This is a genomic window from Dactylosporangium maewongense (assembly GCF_039531485.1).
GTDB lineage: Bacteria > Actinomycetota > Actinomycetes > Mycobacteriales > Micromonosporaceae > Dactylosporangium > Dactylosporangium maewongense.
Genome location: NZ_BAAAQD010000006.1, coordinates 99,106 through 117,303, shown reverse-complemented (window position 1 = coordinate 117,303; position 18,198 = coordinate 99,106). Strand labels below are relative to the sequence as shown.

Annotated in this window: 8 protein-coding genes; all 8 read left to right on the top strand. The window is 75.2% G+C overall.

Going from position 1 to position 18,198, the window contains the following annotated elements; translation table 11 throughout:
* Window positions 1-19: 19 nt before the first annotated feature.
* Genes ABD332_RS17055 through ABD332_RS17020 form a run of 8 tightly spaced genes read left to right on the top strand, consistent with a single transcriptional unit; the run spans window position 20 to window position 16,895 of the window.
* Window positions 20-3,073 (top strand): amino acid adenylation domain-containing protein, encoded by a 3,054-nt coding sequence (locus tag ABD332_RS17055; protein WP_344502908.1) that lies wholly within the window; start codon window positions 20-22, stop codon window positions 3,071-3,073.
* Window positions 3,070-8,568 carry a non-ribosomal peptide synthetase/MFS transporter gene (locus ABD332_RS17050; protein ID WP_344502907.1) on the top strand — a complete coding sequence of 1,833 codons (5,499 nt, stop codon included), beginning with the start codon at window positions 3,070-3,072 and terminating at the stop codon, window positions 8,566-8,568. Before ABD332_RS17055 ends, ABD332_RS17050 begins: the two co-directional genes overlap by 4 nt.
* A complete protein-coding gene (locus ABD332_RS17045) occupies window positions 8,565-10,199 on the top strand; it encodes a class I adenylate-forming enzyme family protein (RefSeq protein WP_344502906.1) in 1,635 nt (544 codons plus the stop codon). The genes ABD332_RS17050 and ABD332_RS17045 overlap by 4 nt, the downstream gene beginning before the upstream one ends.
* The gene (locus tag ABD332_RS17040) at window positions 10,196-13,129 is read left to right on the top strand and encodes a non-ribosomal peptide synthetase (RefSeq protein ID WP_344502905.1); all 2,934 of its coding nucleotides are present in this window, start codon (window positions 10,196-10,198) and stop codon (window positions 13,127-13,129) included. The genes ABD332_RS17045 and ABD332_RS17040 overlap by 4 nt, the downstream gene beginning before the upstream one ends.
* On the top strand, window positions 13,126-13,317 hold the full coding sequence (locus tag ABD332_RS17035) for an MbtH family protein (protein ID WP_344502904.1): 192 nt from the start codon (window positions 13,126-13,128) through the stop codon (window positions 13,315-13,317). Before ABD332_RS17040 ends, ABD332_RS17035 begins: the two co-directional genes overlap by 4 nt.
* A complete protein-coding gene (locus tag ABD332_RS17030) occupies window positions 13,314-13,664 on the top strand; it encodes a hypothetical protein (RefSeq protein WP_344502903.1) in 351 nt (116 codons plus the stop codon). Before ABD332_RS17035 ends, ABD332_RS17030 begins: the two co-directional genes overlap by 4 nt.
* The gene (locus ABD332_RS17025; protein ID WP_344502902.1) at window positions 13,657-15,018 is read left to right on the top strand and encodes a condensation domain-containing protein; all 1,362 of its coding nucleotides are present in this window, start codon (window positions 13,657-13,659) and stop codon (window positions 15,016-15,018) included. Before ABD332_RS17030 ends, ABD332_RS17025 begins: the two co-directional genes overlap by 8 nt.
* Window positions 15,015-16,895, top strand: a complete 1,881-nt coding sequence (locus ABD332_RS17020; RefSeq protein WP_344502901.1) for a N,N-dimethylformamidase beta subunit family domain-containing protein — start codon at window positions 15,015-15,017, stop codon at window positions 16,893-16,895. Before ABD332_RS17025 ends, ABD332_RS17020 begins: the two co-directional genes overlap by 4 nt.
* Window positions 16,896-18,198 lie beyond the last annotated feature (1,303 nt).

The window sequence follows — 18,198 nt, the reverse complement described above, 5'->3', positions numbered from 1 at the left end:
GCCGACGAGAGGGGGACTCGTGTCGGGAGCTTTGTCTTTTGGGCAGGAACGGCTCTGGTTCCTGGACCAGCTCGACCCAGGTGACGCCTCCTACAACATCCCGCTGGTGCTGCGGCTCGCCGGTGAGTTCGACCCGGCCAGGCTGCGCGCCGCGCTGGACGGGCTGGTCCAGCGGCACGAGACGCTGCGCACCAGGTTCCCGGCCGTCGACGGCCGCCCGTTCGCGACGGCCGGCCCGGCCCCCGTCCTGGACGAGGTCGCCTGCGCCGAGGAGGACCTCGCCGCGCTGCTCGCCGAGCGCAGCAACGCCCCGTTCGACCTCGCCGAGGGCCCGCTGTTGCGTGCCACGCTGGTCACTGTCGGTGACGAGCACGTGCTCAGTCTCGTCGTGCACCACATCGTTGCCGACGGCTGGTCGCTCAACGTGCTGCGCGACGAGCTCGCCCGCCGCTACGCCGGCACCTTCGACGAGCCGCCGCTGCCCACCACGTACACGGCCTACGCGCGGGCCCAGCGCGCCGCCGGCGCCGAGCAGGACACCACGTTCTGGCGCGAGCAGCTCGCCGGCGCCGCCGCGCTGGAACTGCAGCCCGACCTGCGGCGGCCCACCTCGAAGACGTCCGACGGCGCCTTCCACACCCGCCGGGTCCCGGGCGCCGCGGCGCTGGACGCCTTCGCCCGCGAGCAGCGGGTCAGCTCGTTCATGGTGCTGCTCGCCGCCTACCAGCTGCTGCTCCAGCGGCACACCGGGCAGGACGACGTCAGCGTCGGCGTGCCGGTCGCCGGCCGCAACGACCCCGACCTGGAGCCGCTCGTCGGCTACTTCTCCAACACCCTCGTCATGCGCGCCGACCTCAGCGGCGGCGGCACGTTCCGGGACCTGCTGAAGGCCACCCGCCGGACCGCGCTCGGCGCGTTCTCGCACCAGGACATGCCGTTCGAGCGGCTCCTCGACGAGCTGCGGGTCGAGCGGGACCTGTCGCGCAACCCGCTGTTCCAGACCCTGCTCACCGTGCACAGCCAGGACGGCGACCGGCACGGCGGGCCGCACGCGTTCGGCCCGCTGACCGCGGTGGAGATCGACGGCGGCCACGCGCAGACGAAGGTCGACGTGATGCTCGACGTCTGGCGCTCCGGCGACGAGCTCGTCTGCGTCTTCGGCTACCGCAGCGACCTGTTCCGCCCTGGGACGGTCGCCGCCCTCGCCGAGCGCTTCGAGGTGCTGCTGCGCGCCGCGGTCGCCGCCCCCGACACCCCGGTCCGTGACCTGCCGGTCCTCACTGAGGCCGACGAGGTGTTCCTGAGCTCTGCGGTCTTCGCCGGTACGGCCGGCGCCCCGCCGACCGGCACCGTCCTGGACGGGGTCGCGTCCCGTGCGGCCGGGCACCCGGACAAGGTCGCCCTCGACGGCATGACCTACGCGCAGCTCTGGGACGCGTCGGGCCGCCTGGCGGGCGCCCTGCGGGAGGCGGGCGCGACCGGGATCGTCGGCGTCTGCCTGCCGCGCGGCCCCGAGGCCGTCGTCGCGATGCTCGCCGCCTGGCGGGCCGGCGCCGCCTACCTGCCGCTCGACCCGTCGTACCCGCCGGCCCGCCTCGCCTTCATGGTCGCCGACAGCGGCGCGGGCGTCGTCGTGACCGACGGGCAGCACTTCGACGGCGTCCGGACGATCCCGGTGACGGCGACCGGCGCCGCCGCGCCCGTGGCCCCGGACCCCGAGGACGCCGCCTACGTCATCTACACCTCCGGCTCCACCGGCACCCCGAAGGGGGTCCTGGTCCCGCACCGGGCCCTGGCCGCCCGCGCCGCCTGGATGCGCGACGGCTACGGCATCACCGCCGCCGACACCGTCGCCCAGTTCGCGGCGCTGAGCTTCGACACACACGCCGAGGAGCTGTGGCCGGCGCTGACCGCCGGCGGCACCGTCGTCTTCGCCGACGCCGACCTGCCCGACTTCCTCGCGTCCCCGGCCGGGGCGGGCGTCACCGTCCTGGACCTGCCGACGCCGTACTGGCACCGCCTGGTCGACGACCTCGGCGGCGTGCCGTGGCCGGCCGGGCTGCGCCTGGTCATCCTCGGCGCCGACCAGGTCGAGGCGGCCGCCGTCGCCCAGTGGACCGCGGCCTTCGGCGACCGGGTCCGCCTCGTCAACTCCTATGGCCCCACCGAGACGACCATCATCGCCACCGCCGCCGACCTCACCGGCGACCGGTCCGGCGAACGGCCGCCGATCGGCCGTCCACTGTGGAACACCACCCTCGCCGTCACCGACCGGCACGGCCGCCGCGTGCCGCCCGGCGTCCCCGGGGAGCTGCGTATCGGCGGCGCCGGCCTCGCCCACGGCTACCTCGGCCGCCCCGGCCGCACCGCTGAGGCGTTCGAACCCGACCCCGACGGCCCGCCCGGCGCCCGCCGGTACCGCAGCGGCGACCGCGTCCGGTGGCGCCCCGACGGGCAGCTGGAGTTCCTCGGCCGGCTCGACGAGCAGGTCAAGGTCCGCGGCTACCGCATCGAACCCGGCGAGGTCACCGCCGCCCTGCTGGCGCTGCCGGACGTCGGCCAGGCCGCCGTCGTCGCCCGCACCGACGCCCTCATCGGCTACGTGACACCAGCGTCACTGGACCCGTCGGCCGTGCGGCAAGCGCTTGCCGCGACGCTGCCGGCGCACCTCGTGCCGACGGCGGTCGTGCCGCTGGAAGCCCTGCCGCTGACCGTCAACGGCAAGCTCGACAAGGCCGCCCTCCCGGATCCCGAGGTCCGCTCGTCGGCCGGCTACGTCGCGCCCCGCACCGACGCCGAGGACCTCGTCGCCGGGGTCTGGGCCGAGGTGCTCGGCGTGGAGAAGGTCGGCGCGCACGACGACTTCTTCGACCTCGGCGGCCACTCGCTGCTCGCCACCCGCATGGTCGCCCGGGTCCGCGCCGCCGTCGACCTGAGCGTCCCGATCCGCACGTTGTTCACCCACCGCACCGTCGCCGGGTTCGCCCAGGCCGTCGAGGCGCTGCTCATCGCCGAGATCGAGGCGATGGACGAAGAGACTGCACGGCACATGCTCACGGGGGACCTGTTATGACCGTGGAAGACCTGTCCGCCACCAAGCGGGCACTGCTCACCGCACGACTGCGCAGACGCCCGGCCGAGACCGGGCCCACCGTCCCGGCCCGGCCCGAAGGCACCGTCCCGCCCCTGTCGTTCGCCCAGGAACGACTCTGGTTCATGGAGCAGTTCGCGCCCGGGACCGCCGCCTACCACATCCCGGTCGCCCGCCGGCTGCGCGGCGCCCTCGACGAGGCCGCGCTCGCCCGCTCGCTCGACGACGTCGTCGCCCGGCACGAGTCGCTGCGCACCCGCTACCCCGTCACCGACGACGGCCGGCCCGTCCTGGAGCTCGCCGAACCGGGGCCGGTCACGCTGACGGTCGTCGACGCCGCCGGCGAGGACGCCGCCGCCAGGATCGTCGACGAGGCCGTCGGTCGGCTCTTCGACCTCGTCCACGGCCCGCTGCTGCACGCGCTGCTGGTCCGCATGGCCGCCGACGACCACGTGCTACTGCTGGTCACCCACCACAGCATCAGCGACGGCTGGTCCAGCGAGGTGCTCGTCGGCGAGGTCCTCGCCGGCTACGACGCGCACGCCGCCGGCGTCCCGTCACCCGTGCCGCCGCTGCCCGTCCAGTACGGCGACTTCGCCGCCTGGCAGCGCGGGCGGCTCACCGGCGACGCGCTCGCCCGCGAGGTGGACTACTGGCGCACCGAGCTCGCCGGCGTCGAACCCCTCGCGCTGCCCACCGACCGGCCGCGCCCGAAGCAGCAGACGTTCGAGGGCGCCGGGTACGGCTTCGACATCGACCGGGAGCTGCTCGACGGGCTCACCCGCCTCGCCAGGGCCCACGGCGCCACCGTCTACATGGTGCTGCTCGCCGCCTTCCAGGTCGTGCTGTCCCGGCACAGCGGCCAGCGGGACTTCGCCGTCGGCTCACCCATCGCCGGGCGGCCCGAGCCGGAGCTCGAACGGCTCATCGGCATGTTCGTCAACGTCCTCGCGATGCGGGCCCGCCTCGACGGCGACCCCACGTTCGACGAGCTGATCGAGCGCACCCGCGAGACGTGCCTGTCCGCGTACGCGCACCAGGAGCTGCCCTTCGCGCAGCTGGTCTCCGAGCTCAACGTGCCCCGCGACGTGAGCCGCTCACCGGTGTTCCAGGCCGTCCTCGCGGTGCAGAACTACGCCGCCGCCAACCTCGCCGGGGGCACCGGCCCGCTCGACGTCACCCCGTTCGGGCTGCGCGCCACCGGCACCCGCTTCGACCTCGAACTGTTCGTCATGGAGGACCCGAGCGGGCTGCGCGGGGCGTTCAACTACAACGTCGACCTGTTCGACGAGGCCACCATCGCCCGCCTCGGCCGGCACCTGGACAAGCTGCTGCGCGCCGTCGTCGCCCGGCCCGGCCTGCCGGTGTCCACCGTGGACCTGCTGGAGGCGGACGAGCGCGACCAGGTGCTGCACCGCTGGAACGACACCGCCGCCGACTTCCCGGACGGCGCGACCCTGCCCGGGCTCATCGCCGCGCAGGCCGCCCGGACCCCCGACGCCGTCGCCGTGCAGTTCCAGGACCGGCGCCTCACCTACCGCGAGCTGGAGGCCGCCGCCGACCGGGTCGCCCGCCGCCTGCGCGTCGAGGGCGCCGGCCCCGGCGGGCTCGTCGCGGTCAGCGCCGAACGCTCCACCGACCTCGTCGTCGGCCTCCTCGGCGTGCTCAAGGCCGGCGCCGCCTACGTGCCGCTCGACCCCGACTACCCGCCGGACCGGCTCGCGTTCATGCTCGCCGACGCCGACGCACCGGTGCTGCTGACCCAGTCCCGGCTGCCCGTGCCGGACACGACCGCGACCGTCATCTTCCTCGACGACCCGTCGGCGTTCGCCCGGAAGCTCCCGCCCGTGCCGGACACGCCCGAGGCCGGCGACGTCGCGTACATGATCTACACGTCGGGGTCGACGGGGAAGCCGAAGGGCGTGCCGAACACGCACCGCGGCATCGTCAACCGCCTCGACTGGATGCAGCGCACCTACCGGCTCGACGGCACCGACGTCGTGCTCCAGAAGACCCCGGCGAGCTTCGACGTGTCGGTGTGGGAGTTCTTCTGGCCGCTCATCACCGGCGCGCGGCTCGTCCTCGCCAAGCCCGGCGGGCACAAGGACGCCGCCTACCTGCGCGACCTGATCGTGCGGGAAGGCGTCACCACCACCCACTTCGTGCCGTCGATGCTCGCCATGTTCCTCGCCGAGGACGGCGTCGCCGCCTGCACCGGCCTCCGCCGGGTCGTCTGCAGCGGCGAGGAGCTCCCGCTCGACGCCGTCCGGGCCTTCGCCGCCGCGCTGCCCGGCACCGAACTGTGGAACCTGTACGGCCCGACCGAGGCCGCCGTCGACGTGTCCGCCTTCCGGTGCTCCGGCGACCTGGACACGGTCCCGATCGGCGCCCCGATCCAGAACATCCGCCTCTACGTCCTCGACCCCGCCGGCCAGCCGGTGCCGCCCGGCGTCCCCGGCGAGCTGCACATCGGCGGCGTCGGCCTGGCGCTGGGCTACCACGACCGGCCCGGGCTCACCGCCACCCGGTTCGTCCCCGACCCGTTCGGGCCGCCCGGCGGCCGGCTGTACCGCACCGGCGACCTCACCCGCTGGCGCACCGACGGCACCATCGAGTTCCTCGGCCGCATCGACCACCAGGTGAAGCTCCGCGGGCTGCGGATCGAGCTCGGCGAGATCGAGGCCGCCCTGCGCGCCCAGCCCGGCGTGACCGAGGCCGCCGTCACCGTCCGCGAGGACCGGCCCGGCGACAAGCGGCTCGTCGCCTACCTCACCGGAATCGCCGAGCCGGACGCGCCGGCGCTGAAGTCGGCGCTGAAGGCGAGCCTGCCCGACTACATGGTGCCCAGCGCGTACGTCGGCCTCGACAAACTCCCGCTCGGCCCCAGCGGCAAGCTCGACCGCCGCGCCCTCCCGGCACCCGTCGCGGCCGCGAGCGGCTCCGGGTCGGCCCCGCCGACCACCCCGGCGGAGCTGGTCTTCGCCGCCATCTGGGCCGACGTCCTGGGACTGCCGTCCGTCGGCGTCGACGACGACTTCTTCGACCTCGGCGGACACTCGCTGCTCGCCACCCAGGTCGTCGCCCGCGCCCGCAAGCAGCTGGACGGCATCGGGCAGCCGGTCAGCGTCATGGACGTGTTCACCCTCAAGACGATCCGCGAGCTGGCCACGTTCGCGTCCATGTCCGAGGACGACCGCGGGCCGCGGCGGCTGCTGCACAAGCTCACCAAGGCCTCGTCCACGCCGGACCTGTCGCTGGTCTGCGTCCCGTACGGCGGCGGCAGCGCCGTCGTCTACCAGCCCCTCGCCGACGCGCTGCCGGCCGGGCACGCCCTCTGGTCCGTCGCGATCCCCGGGCACGACGTCGGCCTCACCGAGGAGCGCCTGCCCTTCGAGGAGCTCGCCGACCGCGTCGCCGCCGAGATCCAGGAGCGCGTCAGCGGCCCGATCGCCCTGTACGGCCACTGCGGCGTCGGCAGCGCCCTCATCGTCGCCGTCGCCCGCCGCCTCGAGAACGCCGGCCGGGACCTCGAAGCGGTCTACATCGGCGCCCAGTTCCCGTTCGCCCGCCCGCGCAGCCGCGTGCTGAGCGCCCTGAGCCGGTTCGCGGCCCTCGAACCGCTGCTCGGCAACCGGGTCTACGAGAACTGGCTCACGTCGATGGGCGCCGACGTCGCCGACCTCGACGACACCCAGAAGCGGTTCATCATCGGCAACATGCGCCGCGACTCCGTCGCCGCCGAGGAGTACTTCACCGCCACCCTCGACGGCGGCGGTGGTCATGCGGCGGCCCGCCTCCGCGCGCCGATCGTGTCCGTCATGGGCACCCGCGACCCCGCCGCCGACTTCTACCAGGAGCGGTACAAGGAGTGGCTGCTCGTCTCCGACCGGGTCGCGCTCGTGCTCCTCGACGAGGCCGGGCACTTCTTCCTCAAGTACCGGGCGAAGGAGCTCGCCGACATCGTCAGCCGCACCCACCCGACGCTCGCCCCCGGCGGCCCCGCACCCGCGGACGTGCTGCCGGCGACGGCGGGGGACACGTCGTGGTGGCTGCACGGCACCGGCGCCGCGGCACCCGCACTCGCCGACCCGGCCGCGGCGAAACCCGTCGCGCAGCCCGGAATGGCGCGGTTCCTCATCGTCGCGCTCAGCCAGCTCGTCTCCATCACCGGCTCCGCGCTCACCGAGTTCGCCCTGCCGATCTGGATCTACCTGGAGACCGGGTCCGTCGCCCGGTACGCCCTCTACGCCGTCATCGGCATGCTCCCCGGCATCCTCGCCGGGCCCGTCGCCGGCGCGATCGTCGACCGGTTCGACCGGCGCAAGGTGATGCTCGCCGGTGACATCGCCGCCGGCGCCACCCAGGCCGCGCTGCTCGCCCTGCTCGTCGCCGGCGCGCTCGTCCCGTGGCACATCTACCCGCTGCTCGCCGCCCTGTCGATCGCGCTGACGTTCCAGCGGCTCGCGTACGCCTCCGCGGTCCCGCAGCTCGTGCCGAAGCAGTACCTCGGCCACGCCAACGGCATCGTCCAGCTCGCCGGCGGCGTCAGCGCCTTCGTCGTGCCGCTGATCGCCGTCGGGCTCATGGCCGGCATCGGCCTGCGCGGCATCCTCGTCATCGACGTGCTCAGCTACACCGTCGCGATCACCGTCCTCGCCGTCGTGAAGTTCCCGCGGACCCTGCCGTGGCGGCGCCGCGAGACGCTCCTCGCGGAGATCCGGCACGGCTTCGCCTACTCGTGGCACCACCGCGGCTTCCGGGCCATGCTGCTGTGGTTCGCCGGGCTGAACATCTTCCTCGCCCCGCTGTTCCTGCTCATGACCCCGCTCGTGCTGTCCTTCGCCGACCTCGGCACCGCCGCGCGGGTCGCCATGTGCGGCGGCGCCGGCGTCATCGTCGGCGGCATCGCCATGGGCTTCTGGGGCGGCCCCCGCCGGCAGCGGCTGCGCGGCATGCTCGGCCTCGCCGCCCTCCTCGCCGCCGCCGCCGTCCTCGGCGGCACCCACGCGAGCGTGTGGGTCGTCGGCGCCTGCGCCTTCGGCCTCTCCGCGGCGCTGTCGCTCGTCAACGGCGTCTACACCACGATCGTGCAGGTGAAGGTGCCGCAGCGGTACCACGGCCGGGTCTTCGCCCTGAACACCATGGTCGCCTGGTCGACGCTGCCGATCGGCCACGGCATCGTCGCGCCCCTCGGCACGAAGCTCTTCGAGCCGCTCCTCGCCCCCGGCGGCGCGCTCGCCGGGACCGTCGGCGCGGTCATCGGCACCGGGCCGGGCCGGGGGATCGCCCTCATGTACGTCGTGTTCGGGCTCGCGATGGCCGCGATGGTCGCCGCCGGGCTGCGGATCCCGGTGCTGCGCCGCTTCGACGCCGACGTGCCCGACGCCCTGCCCGACGACCTCGTCGGCATCCAGGAGCTGCGCCGCCGCGACCAGTCCGCTCCTGAGGACGCCCGGCGGCTGGAGCCGGCCCGATGACCACCACTTCCGCGGCCATCCCCGCCCCCAGGGCGGGCGGACGGGCGCCGGCGGTGCCGGCGACCCTGGTGGAGCTGCTCGCCCATCGCGCTTCGAGCGAACCGGCCCGGGTCGCGCTCGTCGCCGGGGACGAGCGGGTCACGTTCGGCGAGTGGCACACCCGCGCCGGGGCGGTCGCCGCCGGGCTCCGCGACCGCGGCCTCGCGCCCGGCGACCGGGTCGCGCTGCACTACGGCACCGGCGGCTGGCACGAGTACGCCGTCGCGTTCACCGGTGTCCTGCGCGCCGGGCTCGTCGCCGTGCCGATGTCGGACCGGCTCGCCCCCGCCGAGGTCCGCCACGTGCTCACCCACAGCGGCGCCCGTGCGGTCCTGCACCCCGCCGGCGCGGTCCCGCCCTCCGCCGGCGCGGTCCCGTTCCCCGACGGCGTCTGGGCCGCGGCCCTGGCCGACCTCGGCGGCGGGACCTTCGACGGGCCGCCGCCCTCGCCGCGGGACCTGGCGCAGATCCTCTACACGTCGGGCACCACGGGCGTGCCGAAGGGCGTCGGCGCCAACCACGCCAACCTCGCCCACGGCTGCACCCTCGACCCGCGCCGCCGCCCGCTCGCGCACTCCGCGCATTTCCTGCACGCGTTCCCCGTCGGCAGCAACGCCGGCCAGACGATGCTCGTCAACGCGCTCAACGCCCGCGCCGCCGCCCTCACCGCCGGCACCTTCACCCCCGGCCGCTTCGCGAAGCTCGTCGAGCGCCACGCCGTCGGCACCGTGTTCCTCGTCCCCGCCATGGCGATCGAGCTGCTGCACGCCGGCGTGCACAGGACACACGACCTGTCCACGGTGCGGCTCATCGGCTCGACCGCCGCCGCCCTGCCGCCGGCGGTCGCCCTGGAGCTCACCGCCGCGTTCCCGGGCGCGACGATCGTGAACTACTACACCTCGACCGAGGCCGCCCCGGCGCAGACGTCGATGGTGTTCGACCCCGAACGACCCGCCGCGCTCGGCCGTCCGACCGTCGCCGCCGACCTGATGATCGCCGGGCCGGACCGGCGGCCGCTGCCGGTGGGGGAGGCCGGCGACGTGTGGCTGCGCTCGCCGGTCGCCGCCCGCTCGTACTACGGCGACGGCGAGGCCACGGCGGAGGTCTTCCACGGCCGGTGGGTCCGGATGGGCGACGTCGGCCGGCTCGACGACGAGGGCTACCTGTACCTCGTCGACCGCGACCGCGACGTCATCAAGTCCGGCGCGCACAAGGTGTCGACGCTGCAGATCGAGCACGCCCTGCACGAGCACCCCCTGGTCAGGGAGGCCGCCGCGTTCGGCGTGCCGCACCCGGTCCTCGGCGCCGCCGTCGCCGCCGCGGTCGTCACCGACGGCCCGCTGACCGCGCCGCAGCTGCGCACGTTCCTGCTCGAACGGCTCGCCGGGCACGAGATCCCCGGCCGCGTGCTGTTCCTGGACCGGCTGCCCCGCAACGACAACGGCAAGATCCTCAAGCGCTCGCTCCGCGAGCTTCTCGAGCCTCCCTCGTCTCCCTCTTCCCACTCTTCTTCCTCTCCTTCTTCGCCTTCCTCTCCTTCTTCGCCTTCCTCTCCTTCCGAGCTTCCCGACGACGACAGGGCGGGCCGATGACCACCGTGACCACCGTGACCGCCCCAGCCGTGTTGACGCCCGCCCAGCACGGCGTGTGGGTCACCGAGCAGACCCTGCCCGCCGGGCCCGCCTACCACCTCGCGGTGACGATCCGGTTCACCGGCGCCCTCGACGTCGACCGGCTGAGCGCCGCCGTCGCCGCGGTCGTCGCCCGCCACCCGGTGCTGGCCGGGGCCGTCGACGAGGACCTCGTCGCGCTGGCGCCGGGCAGCGCCGAGGTCACCCTCGTGGTCCGGTCCGGTGGCGTGGCGGACGTGGCGGACCTCGTCGCGGCGCCTTTCGACCTGCGCCGCGGGCCGCTGGCCCGGTTCACGCTGCTGCGCACCGCGCCCGGCGAGCACCTGCTGTGCGTGGTCGCGCACCACCTCGTCTTCGACGGCACCTCCAAGCAGGTCCTCGTCGCCGACCTCGCCACCGCGTACAACGGCGGCACCCTGCCCATCGGGGACACGCCGGCAGCTTCGTCCATCGTGGACACCGCCGCCGCGGCCGCGTTCTGGGCCACGCGGTGGCAGGAGCCGCTCCCGCCGCAGCTGCCCGGCCTCCGGCACCCCGCGCCCGGCGCCGAATCCGTCGCGGTCCCGTTCACCGTCGGCACGGCCGCCCTCGCCGAGACCGCCGCCACCCTCGGGATCACCCACTTCGAACTGCTCCTAGCCGCCTGGCACGCGCTGCTGCGCCGGTACGGCAACGGCACCGTCACCACCGCCCTCGAACTGTCCACCGCGGACCGGGCGGTGCCGCGGATCGGCCTGCACGTCAACGAGCTGCCCGTCAGCTCCACGCCGGACCCCGCGCAGCCGTTCGCCGCGTTCGCCCGGGCACTGCGGACCCAGCTGCGGGAGCTGTACCCGCACCGCGCCGTCCCGCTCAGCCACGCCGTCCGGCTCACCCCGCGCGCGGCGCTCGCCCCGCTGACGGTCAGCTACCGGCGGCGGGCCGAACCGCCCACCTTCGACGGCGTCGACACCACCGTCGACTGGCTGGTGTTCCCCGGCGCCGTGCGCGGCACCGCCAACCTGCAGCTCGTCGAGGGCCCCACGGTCGTGGAGGGCAGCCTGCACCTCGTCGCGGGATCGTTCGCCGCCGAACAGGTCGCGGCGGAGTTCCAGGCGTTGCTCGCGGCCGCCGTCGCCGTCCCCGAGACCCCTGTCGCCGACCTGGCCCTGCCGTCCACGGTGGACGTGTCGACGGTCGGCCCCGCGCCGCGGGACACCGTGGTGGACAGGTTCCTCGCCCGGGCCGCCGCCGACCCGACCGCCGAGGCCGTCGTCTGCGGCGACCGGCGGGTCACGTACGGGCGGCTCGGCGCGGCGGCGGCGGGCCTCGCGGACCGGCTGCGGCAGCAGGGGATCGGGCCCGGTTCCCTCGTCGGGATCGCACTGCCGCGCACCGCGGAGCTGCTCGTCGCGGTGCTCGGCGTGCTGGAGACGGGTGCGGCGTACCTGCCGCTCGACCCGTCCTACCCGGCGGAGCGGATCGCGTTCATCCGCGACGACGCGGGCGCCGCGCTCGTCCTCACCCCGTCCGACGTGTCCCTCGACCACACCGGCGCGCCGGACGCCGGGGTGCCGGCCGCGGACGACACCGCGTACGTCATCTACACGTCGGGCTCGACGGGGAAGCCCAAGGGCGTCGCCGTCCCGCACGGCGCGCTCACCAACCTCGTCGACTCGATGCGCGACCACCTCGGCTCCGGCGCCGGCGACACCTGGCTCGGCCTCACGTCCCTGTCGTTCGACATCTCCACCGTCGAGCTGCTGCTGCCCCTGACCGTCGGCGCCCGGATCGTCCTCGTGCCGCCGGACCGGCACCGCGACGCCGCCACCCAGCTGCGGCTCGTCGAGCGGCACGGCGTCACCCACGTGCAGGCCACCCCGTCCGGCTGGCGGCTGCTGCTCGAGGCCGGGCTGACCCGCGGCGACCTGGTCGCCGTCACCGGCGGCGAGGCCCTTCCGGCGGACCTCGCGGACCAGCTCGCCCCGCTCGTGCGGCGGCTCGTCAACGCGTACGGGCCGACCGAGACCACCGTGTGGTCCGCCCTCGCCGACATCGCGCCCGGCGCCCCCGTCACCATCGGCGGGCCCGTCGCCAACACCACCCTGCACGTGCTCGACGACGCGCTGCGGCCGGTCCCCGACGGCATCGCCGGGGAGCTGTGGATCGGCGGGGTTGGCGTCGCTCACGGGTACCGCGGCCGGGGCGGCCTGACCGCGGACCGGTTCCGTCCCGACCCGTTCGGCGCGCCCGGCGCCCGCGTCTACGGCACCGGCGACCGGGTCCGGCGCGGGCCTTCCGGACTGGAGTTCCTCGGCCGGGTCGACAACCAGGTGAAGCTGCGCGGCCACCGGATCGAGCCCGGCGAGATCGAGGCCCGGCTCGCCACCCACCCCACGGTCGCGCAGGCCGCGGTGGTACTCGCCGACCCGCACGGCCCCCGAGCCCGCCTCGTCGCCTACGTCGTGCCCGCCGGCGGCACCGTGGACCCGGCGGCGCTGCGCGAGCACGTGGCGCAGGCCCTGCCCGGCTACATGGTGCCGTCGGCCGTCGTCGCGCTGCCGGCCTTCCCGCTGACCCCGAACGGCAAGCTCGACCGGGCCGCCCTGCCCGCGCCCGCGGATCCTCCCGCGGCCGGTCCCGCCGTCGCCGCCGTGGCCGGGGGCTCCGCCGGTACCGGCGACGACACCACCGCAACGGTCACCACCATCTGGCAGGAGGTGCTGCGCATCGACGACATCGGGCCCGACGAGGACCTGTTCGACCTCGGCGGGCACTCCCTCACCATCACCCAGATCGCGGTCCGCATCCGCAAGCGTCTCGGCGTCGACGTGCCGCTCGACGTCTTCTTCGACACCCCAACGATCGACGGCGTCGTCGCCGCGATCGCCGACCTGCGGGAGGCCCGATGACCGACACCTTCGCCGTCGTCGTCAACGACGAGGAGCAGCACTCGCTGTGGAACGCCGCCGAGGAGCCGCCGGCCGGCTGGCGGCGCACCGGGTTCACCGGCACCAGGGACGAGTGCGTCGCCCACATCGACGAGGTGTGGACCGACATCCGCCCGCTGAGCCTGCGGCAGCGGCTGGCCGCCCGATGAGCGCGCCTCCGGTCGACGCGGCGCTCCGCGACCGGGTCGCGACGATGGTCAGCACCGCCACCGACGGCGAGGTCACCACCGAGGAGATCCTCACCGGCGGCGGGTCCCTCGCCGCGCTCGGCGTCGGCTCCCTCGCCGTGCTGCGGCTCGTCGACGCCCTCGACGACGAGCTCGGCGTCCAGCTCGACCTGGACACGCCCGGCACGCACTTCGACGACTTCGACGACCTCGTGCGCACCGTGCAGGAGCGGGCGGTCGCCGACGACCTCGTGCGCACCGCGCAGGAGCGGGCGGTCGCCGACGACCTCGGGGGCACTGTGCAGGAGCGGGCGGTGCGTGATGACTGAGCCGCTCACGCTGCACCGGCTGCCGTTCGCGGGCGGACGATCGGGCACTGGCCCGCTGACGTGGGGGCAGCGGGCCATCTGGAACGCGATCGGTCGCACGGTGCCCAACGACCACTACTTCAACCTGGACCGGATCGTCGACCTCGGCCCGCGGACCGTGCCGGTCGACGCCGCCCTCGGCGCCCTGGCCGCGCTCGTCGCCCGCCACGAGGCGCTGCGCACCCGGCTCGGCTCCACCGGCGGCACGCCGGAGCAGGTGCTCGCCGCGGCCGGCGTCCTCGACGTGTCCATGGTGGACGGTGGCGACGACCCGGCCGCCGCCGCGGCCCGCGCCCGGGACACGCTCGCCGGCACCGCCTTCGACTACCGCGCCGAGTGGCCGGTGCGGGCCGCGCTCGTCACCCGCGGCGGCGCCGTCAGCCACCTGGTCCTGGTGCTGTGCCACCTCGCCACCGACGGCCACGGCGCCGAGGTCCTCGCCCGCGAGCTGCGGCTGCTCGCGCTGCGCGGCGACCGTGGCCTGCGCGCCCCCGAGACCAACCCCCTCGACCTTGCCGAGGAGCAGCAGTCGCCGGAGGGGCACCGCCGCGGCGCGGCCGCCCTGTCGTACTGGGCCGAACAGTTCACCCGCATCCCCGCCACCATGTTCCCCACCACGGCGGCGCCGCCGCAGGCGCCCCGCTACTGGACCGGGCGGATCGTCTCCACCGCGCTGCCCGGCGCCGTCGACGCGCTCGCGGCGCAGCACGGCGTCAGCGGCTCCACCGTGCTGCTCACCGCCGCCGGGGCGCTCGCCGCGGCCGCCGGCGGGCACCCGACGACCGCCGTCATGCCGATCGTCGGCAACCGGTTCACCACCGGGCACCGCGACCTCGTCAGCACGCTGTCGCAGGACGGCCTGTTCGTCCTCGACGTCGACCGGCCCACGTTCGGCGCGTTGCTGCGCCCCGGCTGGCAGGCGGCCCTGCGCGGGTACCGCGCCGCCGCCTACGACCCCGCCGGGTGGGACGCGATGTTCGCCGACGCGGAAGCCGCCCGGGGCGAGCCGGTCCACCCGTACTGCTGCTTCAACGACATGCGGCTCATCGACGGCCGGCCCCTGAGAACGGCAACCGACCTGAGGGCCCTGCAGCGCGACACCCGCTTCGACTTCCCCGCCACCCAGGAACGCGTCGCGTGCCGCTACTGCCTGCACGTCACGCTCGACGGGCAGGCGCTCGTCGTCACGCTCACGGCCGACACCGCGTACCTGCCACCGGCCGCGATCGAGGCGCACCTGCGGGCGATCGAGGAGTTGCTGGTCCGCGCCGCCGGTTCGGACGTGCCGATGTCCACGCTGACGGGGCTGCTGTGACCGTCGCCGACGGGGCCGCGGTCACCGTCTCGGCGTACGCCCGGGCCACCTCGGTCGTGTCCGGGGCCGCGCTGACGTTCGTGACGACCGGCGCCGCGACCGTCGTCGTCACCGACGCCGTCACCGGGCTCGTCATGTGCCGGGACACAGTGGACGGTCCGACGTGGACACTGCGGGTTCCCGTGTCGTGGCTGTCGTCGCTGTACCGCGCGACGTTCGCCGCTGCGGGCGCCCTGCCACGGATCAACGCCGCCGGCGACGACGAGGCCTGGTTCGTGGTGCGACCGGCAGCCGCCCGGGCGCCGATCCTGGTGTCGGTGCCGTTCTCGACGTGGCAGGCGTACAACCGCGCGGGCGTGCCGGGCGAAGGTCTCTACTACGCGGAGGAGCCGACCCGCGCGGCCGCCGTCAGCTTCGACCGGCCGGGCGGCGGGCCACCGCCGGAGCGCTGGGAGGAGCCGCTGCTGCGCTGGCTGCGGGCCGCGCGGTACGAGGTCGACTACTGCTCCAACCTGGACCTGCACCTCGACCCGGCGATCCTCGACGGCCACCGCACCCTCGTCGTCTGCGCCCACGACGAGTACTGGACCTGGGAGCAGCGCGACGCCGTCGAGGCCTTCGTCCGCCGTGGCGGCAACCTCGCGGTCTTCGGCGCCAACACCGCCTGGTGGCAGATGCGCCTGGAGGACGGGGGCCGCACCATGGTCTGCCACCGCGACGCCACGACCGACCCCATGTCCACAGTGGACCCCGGCCGGGTCACCGTCGAGTGGTCCAGCGCCCCGGTCAACCGCCCCGAGAACGCGATGACCGGCGTCAGCTTCCGCCGCGGCGCCGGCGCCTGGGGCGACGGCATGGCCGTCATCGGCCGGGAGGCGTTCACGGCCAGGTTCGCCGACCACTGGGTCTTCGACGGCACCGGCCTCAGCGACGGCGACAAGTTCGGCCAGGGCACCCTCGGCTACGAGACCGACGCCGCCGACATCGCCGACGTCGGCGGGGTGCCCCGCGCCACCGGCCGCGACGGGACCCCGCCGTCGTTCGTCGTGCTCGCCACCGCCGACCTGCGCCACTGGCGCCGCTACGGTCAGGGCGGCGCCGCCACCATGGGCGTCTTCGACCTCGGCGCCGGCACGGTCTTCACGGCCGCCACCGTCAACTGGGGCAAGGGCCTCACCGACCCCGTCGTCGACCGCATCACCCGCAACGTCCTGGACCGCTTCACCGCGACGTCCCCCGCCGGCTGGACCGTCATCGGCCCCCCAGCCGAGCTGCATGCCCTCACCGCCTGCGGCGGCGCCCTCTACGCCGTCAACGCCGACGGCGCCCTCCTCGCCCGCGAGGCCTGCGGCCAGAACCTCCCCTGGCACCGTATCGGCGACGCCCCCGACGTCCTGTGCCTGGCCTCCCCCCGCGAGGCCGCCGGCGGGATGCGCCAGGGCCTGTGGGCCCTCACCACCACGGGCCGGCTGATCTACCGCGACCCGGCCTTCGACGCCACGACGTGGACCGACGTGGCCGACGCACCCCCGAGCGCCCGCGCCCTCGCCCTGTGCGACGCCGGCCTCTTCGCCGCCGCCCGCGGCGACACCCTCTGGTACCTGCCTGCCCTGGAACTGGAGACCGGCGCCTGGCGCCAGATCGGCACCGCGGGCGGCAGCGTCTCTTTGACCACCCTCGGCGGCCGCCTGTACGCCATCACCGGCGACGACCGGATCGCCGCCCGCCCACCGGTACCCCGCCCGCACGCCTTCACCGACGTGTGCGACGCCGGCGCCGCCCGCACCCTGACCGCCCACGCCGGCCGCCTCCTCACCGCAGGCCCCGGCACCCCCCTCCGCCACCGCCTCCCCCCAGTTATGCTGACCAGCACGTAGTCGCGTTGAGTCGGCAAGCGATGACAACGCGTGTCCGCGATTTGGTCGGCAGTGTTACGGTCTCGAAGAGCGGAACGCCCGGGCACCGACCCACCTCCGTGCCCGACACAAGTGGACCCCTGAACGCCAGCCGACCAGACACCGCCGCCATCCGCCGCCGCTCCCGCGCGCGTACCCGCCGAGCACCGGTTTCGGCCCGCAGCGGCTCCCGGCCCGCAATGGGTTCGACGGGGACCGCGTCGTGGCTCGCATGGGCGCGACGGGGACAGCCAGGGGCTCAATGGCCCTGAGGGCAGGCGGCGGGGATCGGCGGGTCGGCCGGGACAGCCGGGCGTGCCCGGGGCGGCAAGGGCTCTCGGCGGATCCGGCGACGGGACGTCCGGGGCCGCAGCAGTCGGGGGCCGCAGCGGTCCGAGGGTGCGGCGGTCCGAGGGTGCGGCGGTCCGAGGGTGCGGCGGTCCGAGGGTGCGGCGGTCCGAGGGTGCGGCGGTCCGAGGGTGCGGCGGTCCGAGGGTGCGGCGGTCCGAGGGTGCGGCGGTCCGAGAGTGCGGCGGTCCGAGAGTGCGGCGGTCCGAGAGGGTGCAGCGGGCCTGACGGTATGTGGCGGGTTCGAGGGTGCGGCGGGCTCGCGCAGGGCCGGCGGGCTCGGCCTGCGACGCGGTGAGCGGCAGGGCTGCTCCTGGCGAACTGGGAAGCCCGCTTTCGGCAGCCGGGGCGTACCGGGCACGCCGCCGGCAAAGGCTGGCTCGTGACGGTCGTTGAGGCTGGGGCAGGGCTGTGGGCGACCGGGCGACCGGGCGGACGGGGTGGCGGGCTCGCGCAGGGCTCAGGCTCGATGTTTGCGGGGCTCGACGAGGCCGCGGCGGGGGCTCGCGAAGGTTCGACGGAGGCGGGCTCGATGACGGCATAGGTGGCTCGCGCAGGGGGCGATCAGGGCGGGGCCTCGACGGGAACACAACGAAACTCGCGCAGGGGTCACGGTGTCCGGGGGCTCGATGATGGCAGAGCTCGGCGAAGGCGCGGCGGGTTCGACGGGGCAGGGCTCGATGACTCGCGCAGAGGCGATGAGGGCGGGCGCTCGACGAGGGCGCAGTGGGCCTCGCGCAGGGATCTTGGGGTCCGCGGGCTCGACGAGAGTGGAGGCTCGACGAACGCGCGGCGGGCTCGGGCAGGGCCGGCGGGTGCGACGGGAGCGCGGTGGGCTCGCGTGGGGGCGACGGAGGCCGGGGACGGACGAGGGCACGCGGCGGGCCTGGGCGGGGGACGGGGGGCGACGGCTCGACGAGGGCGGGGGCGTGGCGGC

What these genes read in the sequence shown, in the direction of transcription:
- ABD332_RS17035 (WP_344502904.1), top strand. Translation starts at nt 13,126, where the DNA reads ATGACCGACACCTTCGCCGTCGTCGTCAACGACGAGGAGCAGCACTCG.
- ABD332_RS17050 (WP_344502907.1), top strand. Translation starts at nt 3,070, where the DNA reads ATGACCGTGGAAGACCTGTCCGCCACCAAGCGGGCACTGCTCACCGCA.
- ABD332_RS17030 (WP_344502903.1), top strand. Translation starts at nt 13,314, where the DNA reads ATGAGCGCGCCTCCGGTCGACGCGGCGCTCCGCGACCGGGTCGCGACG.
- ABD332_RS17045 (WP_344502906.1), top strand. Translation starts at nt 8,565, where the DNA reads ATGACCACCACTTCCGCGGCCATCCCCGCCCCCAGGGCGGGCGGACGG.
- ABD332_RS17040 (WP_344502905.1), top strand. Translation starts at nt 10,196, where the DNA reads ATGACCACCGTGACCACCGTGACCGCCCCAGCCGTGTTGACGCCCGCC.
- ABD332_RS17025 (WP_344502902.1), top strand. Translation starts at nt 13,657, where the DNA reads ATGACTGAGCCGCTCACGCTGCACCGGCTGCCGTTCGCGGGCGGACGA.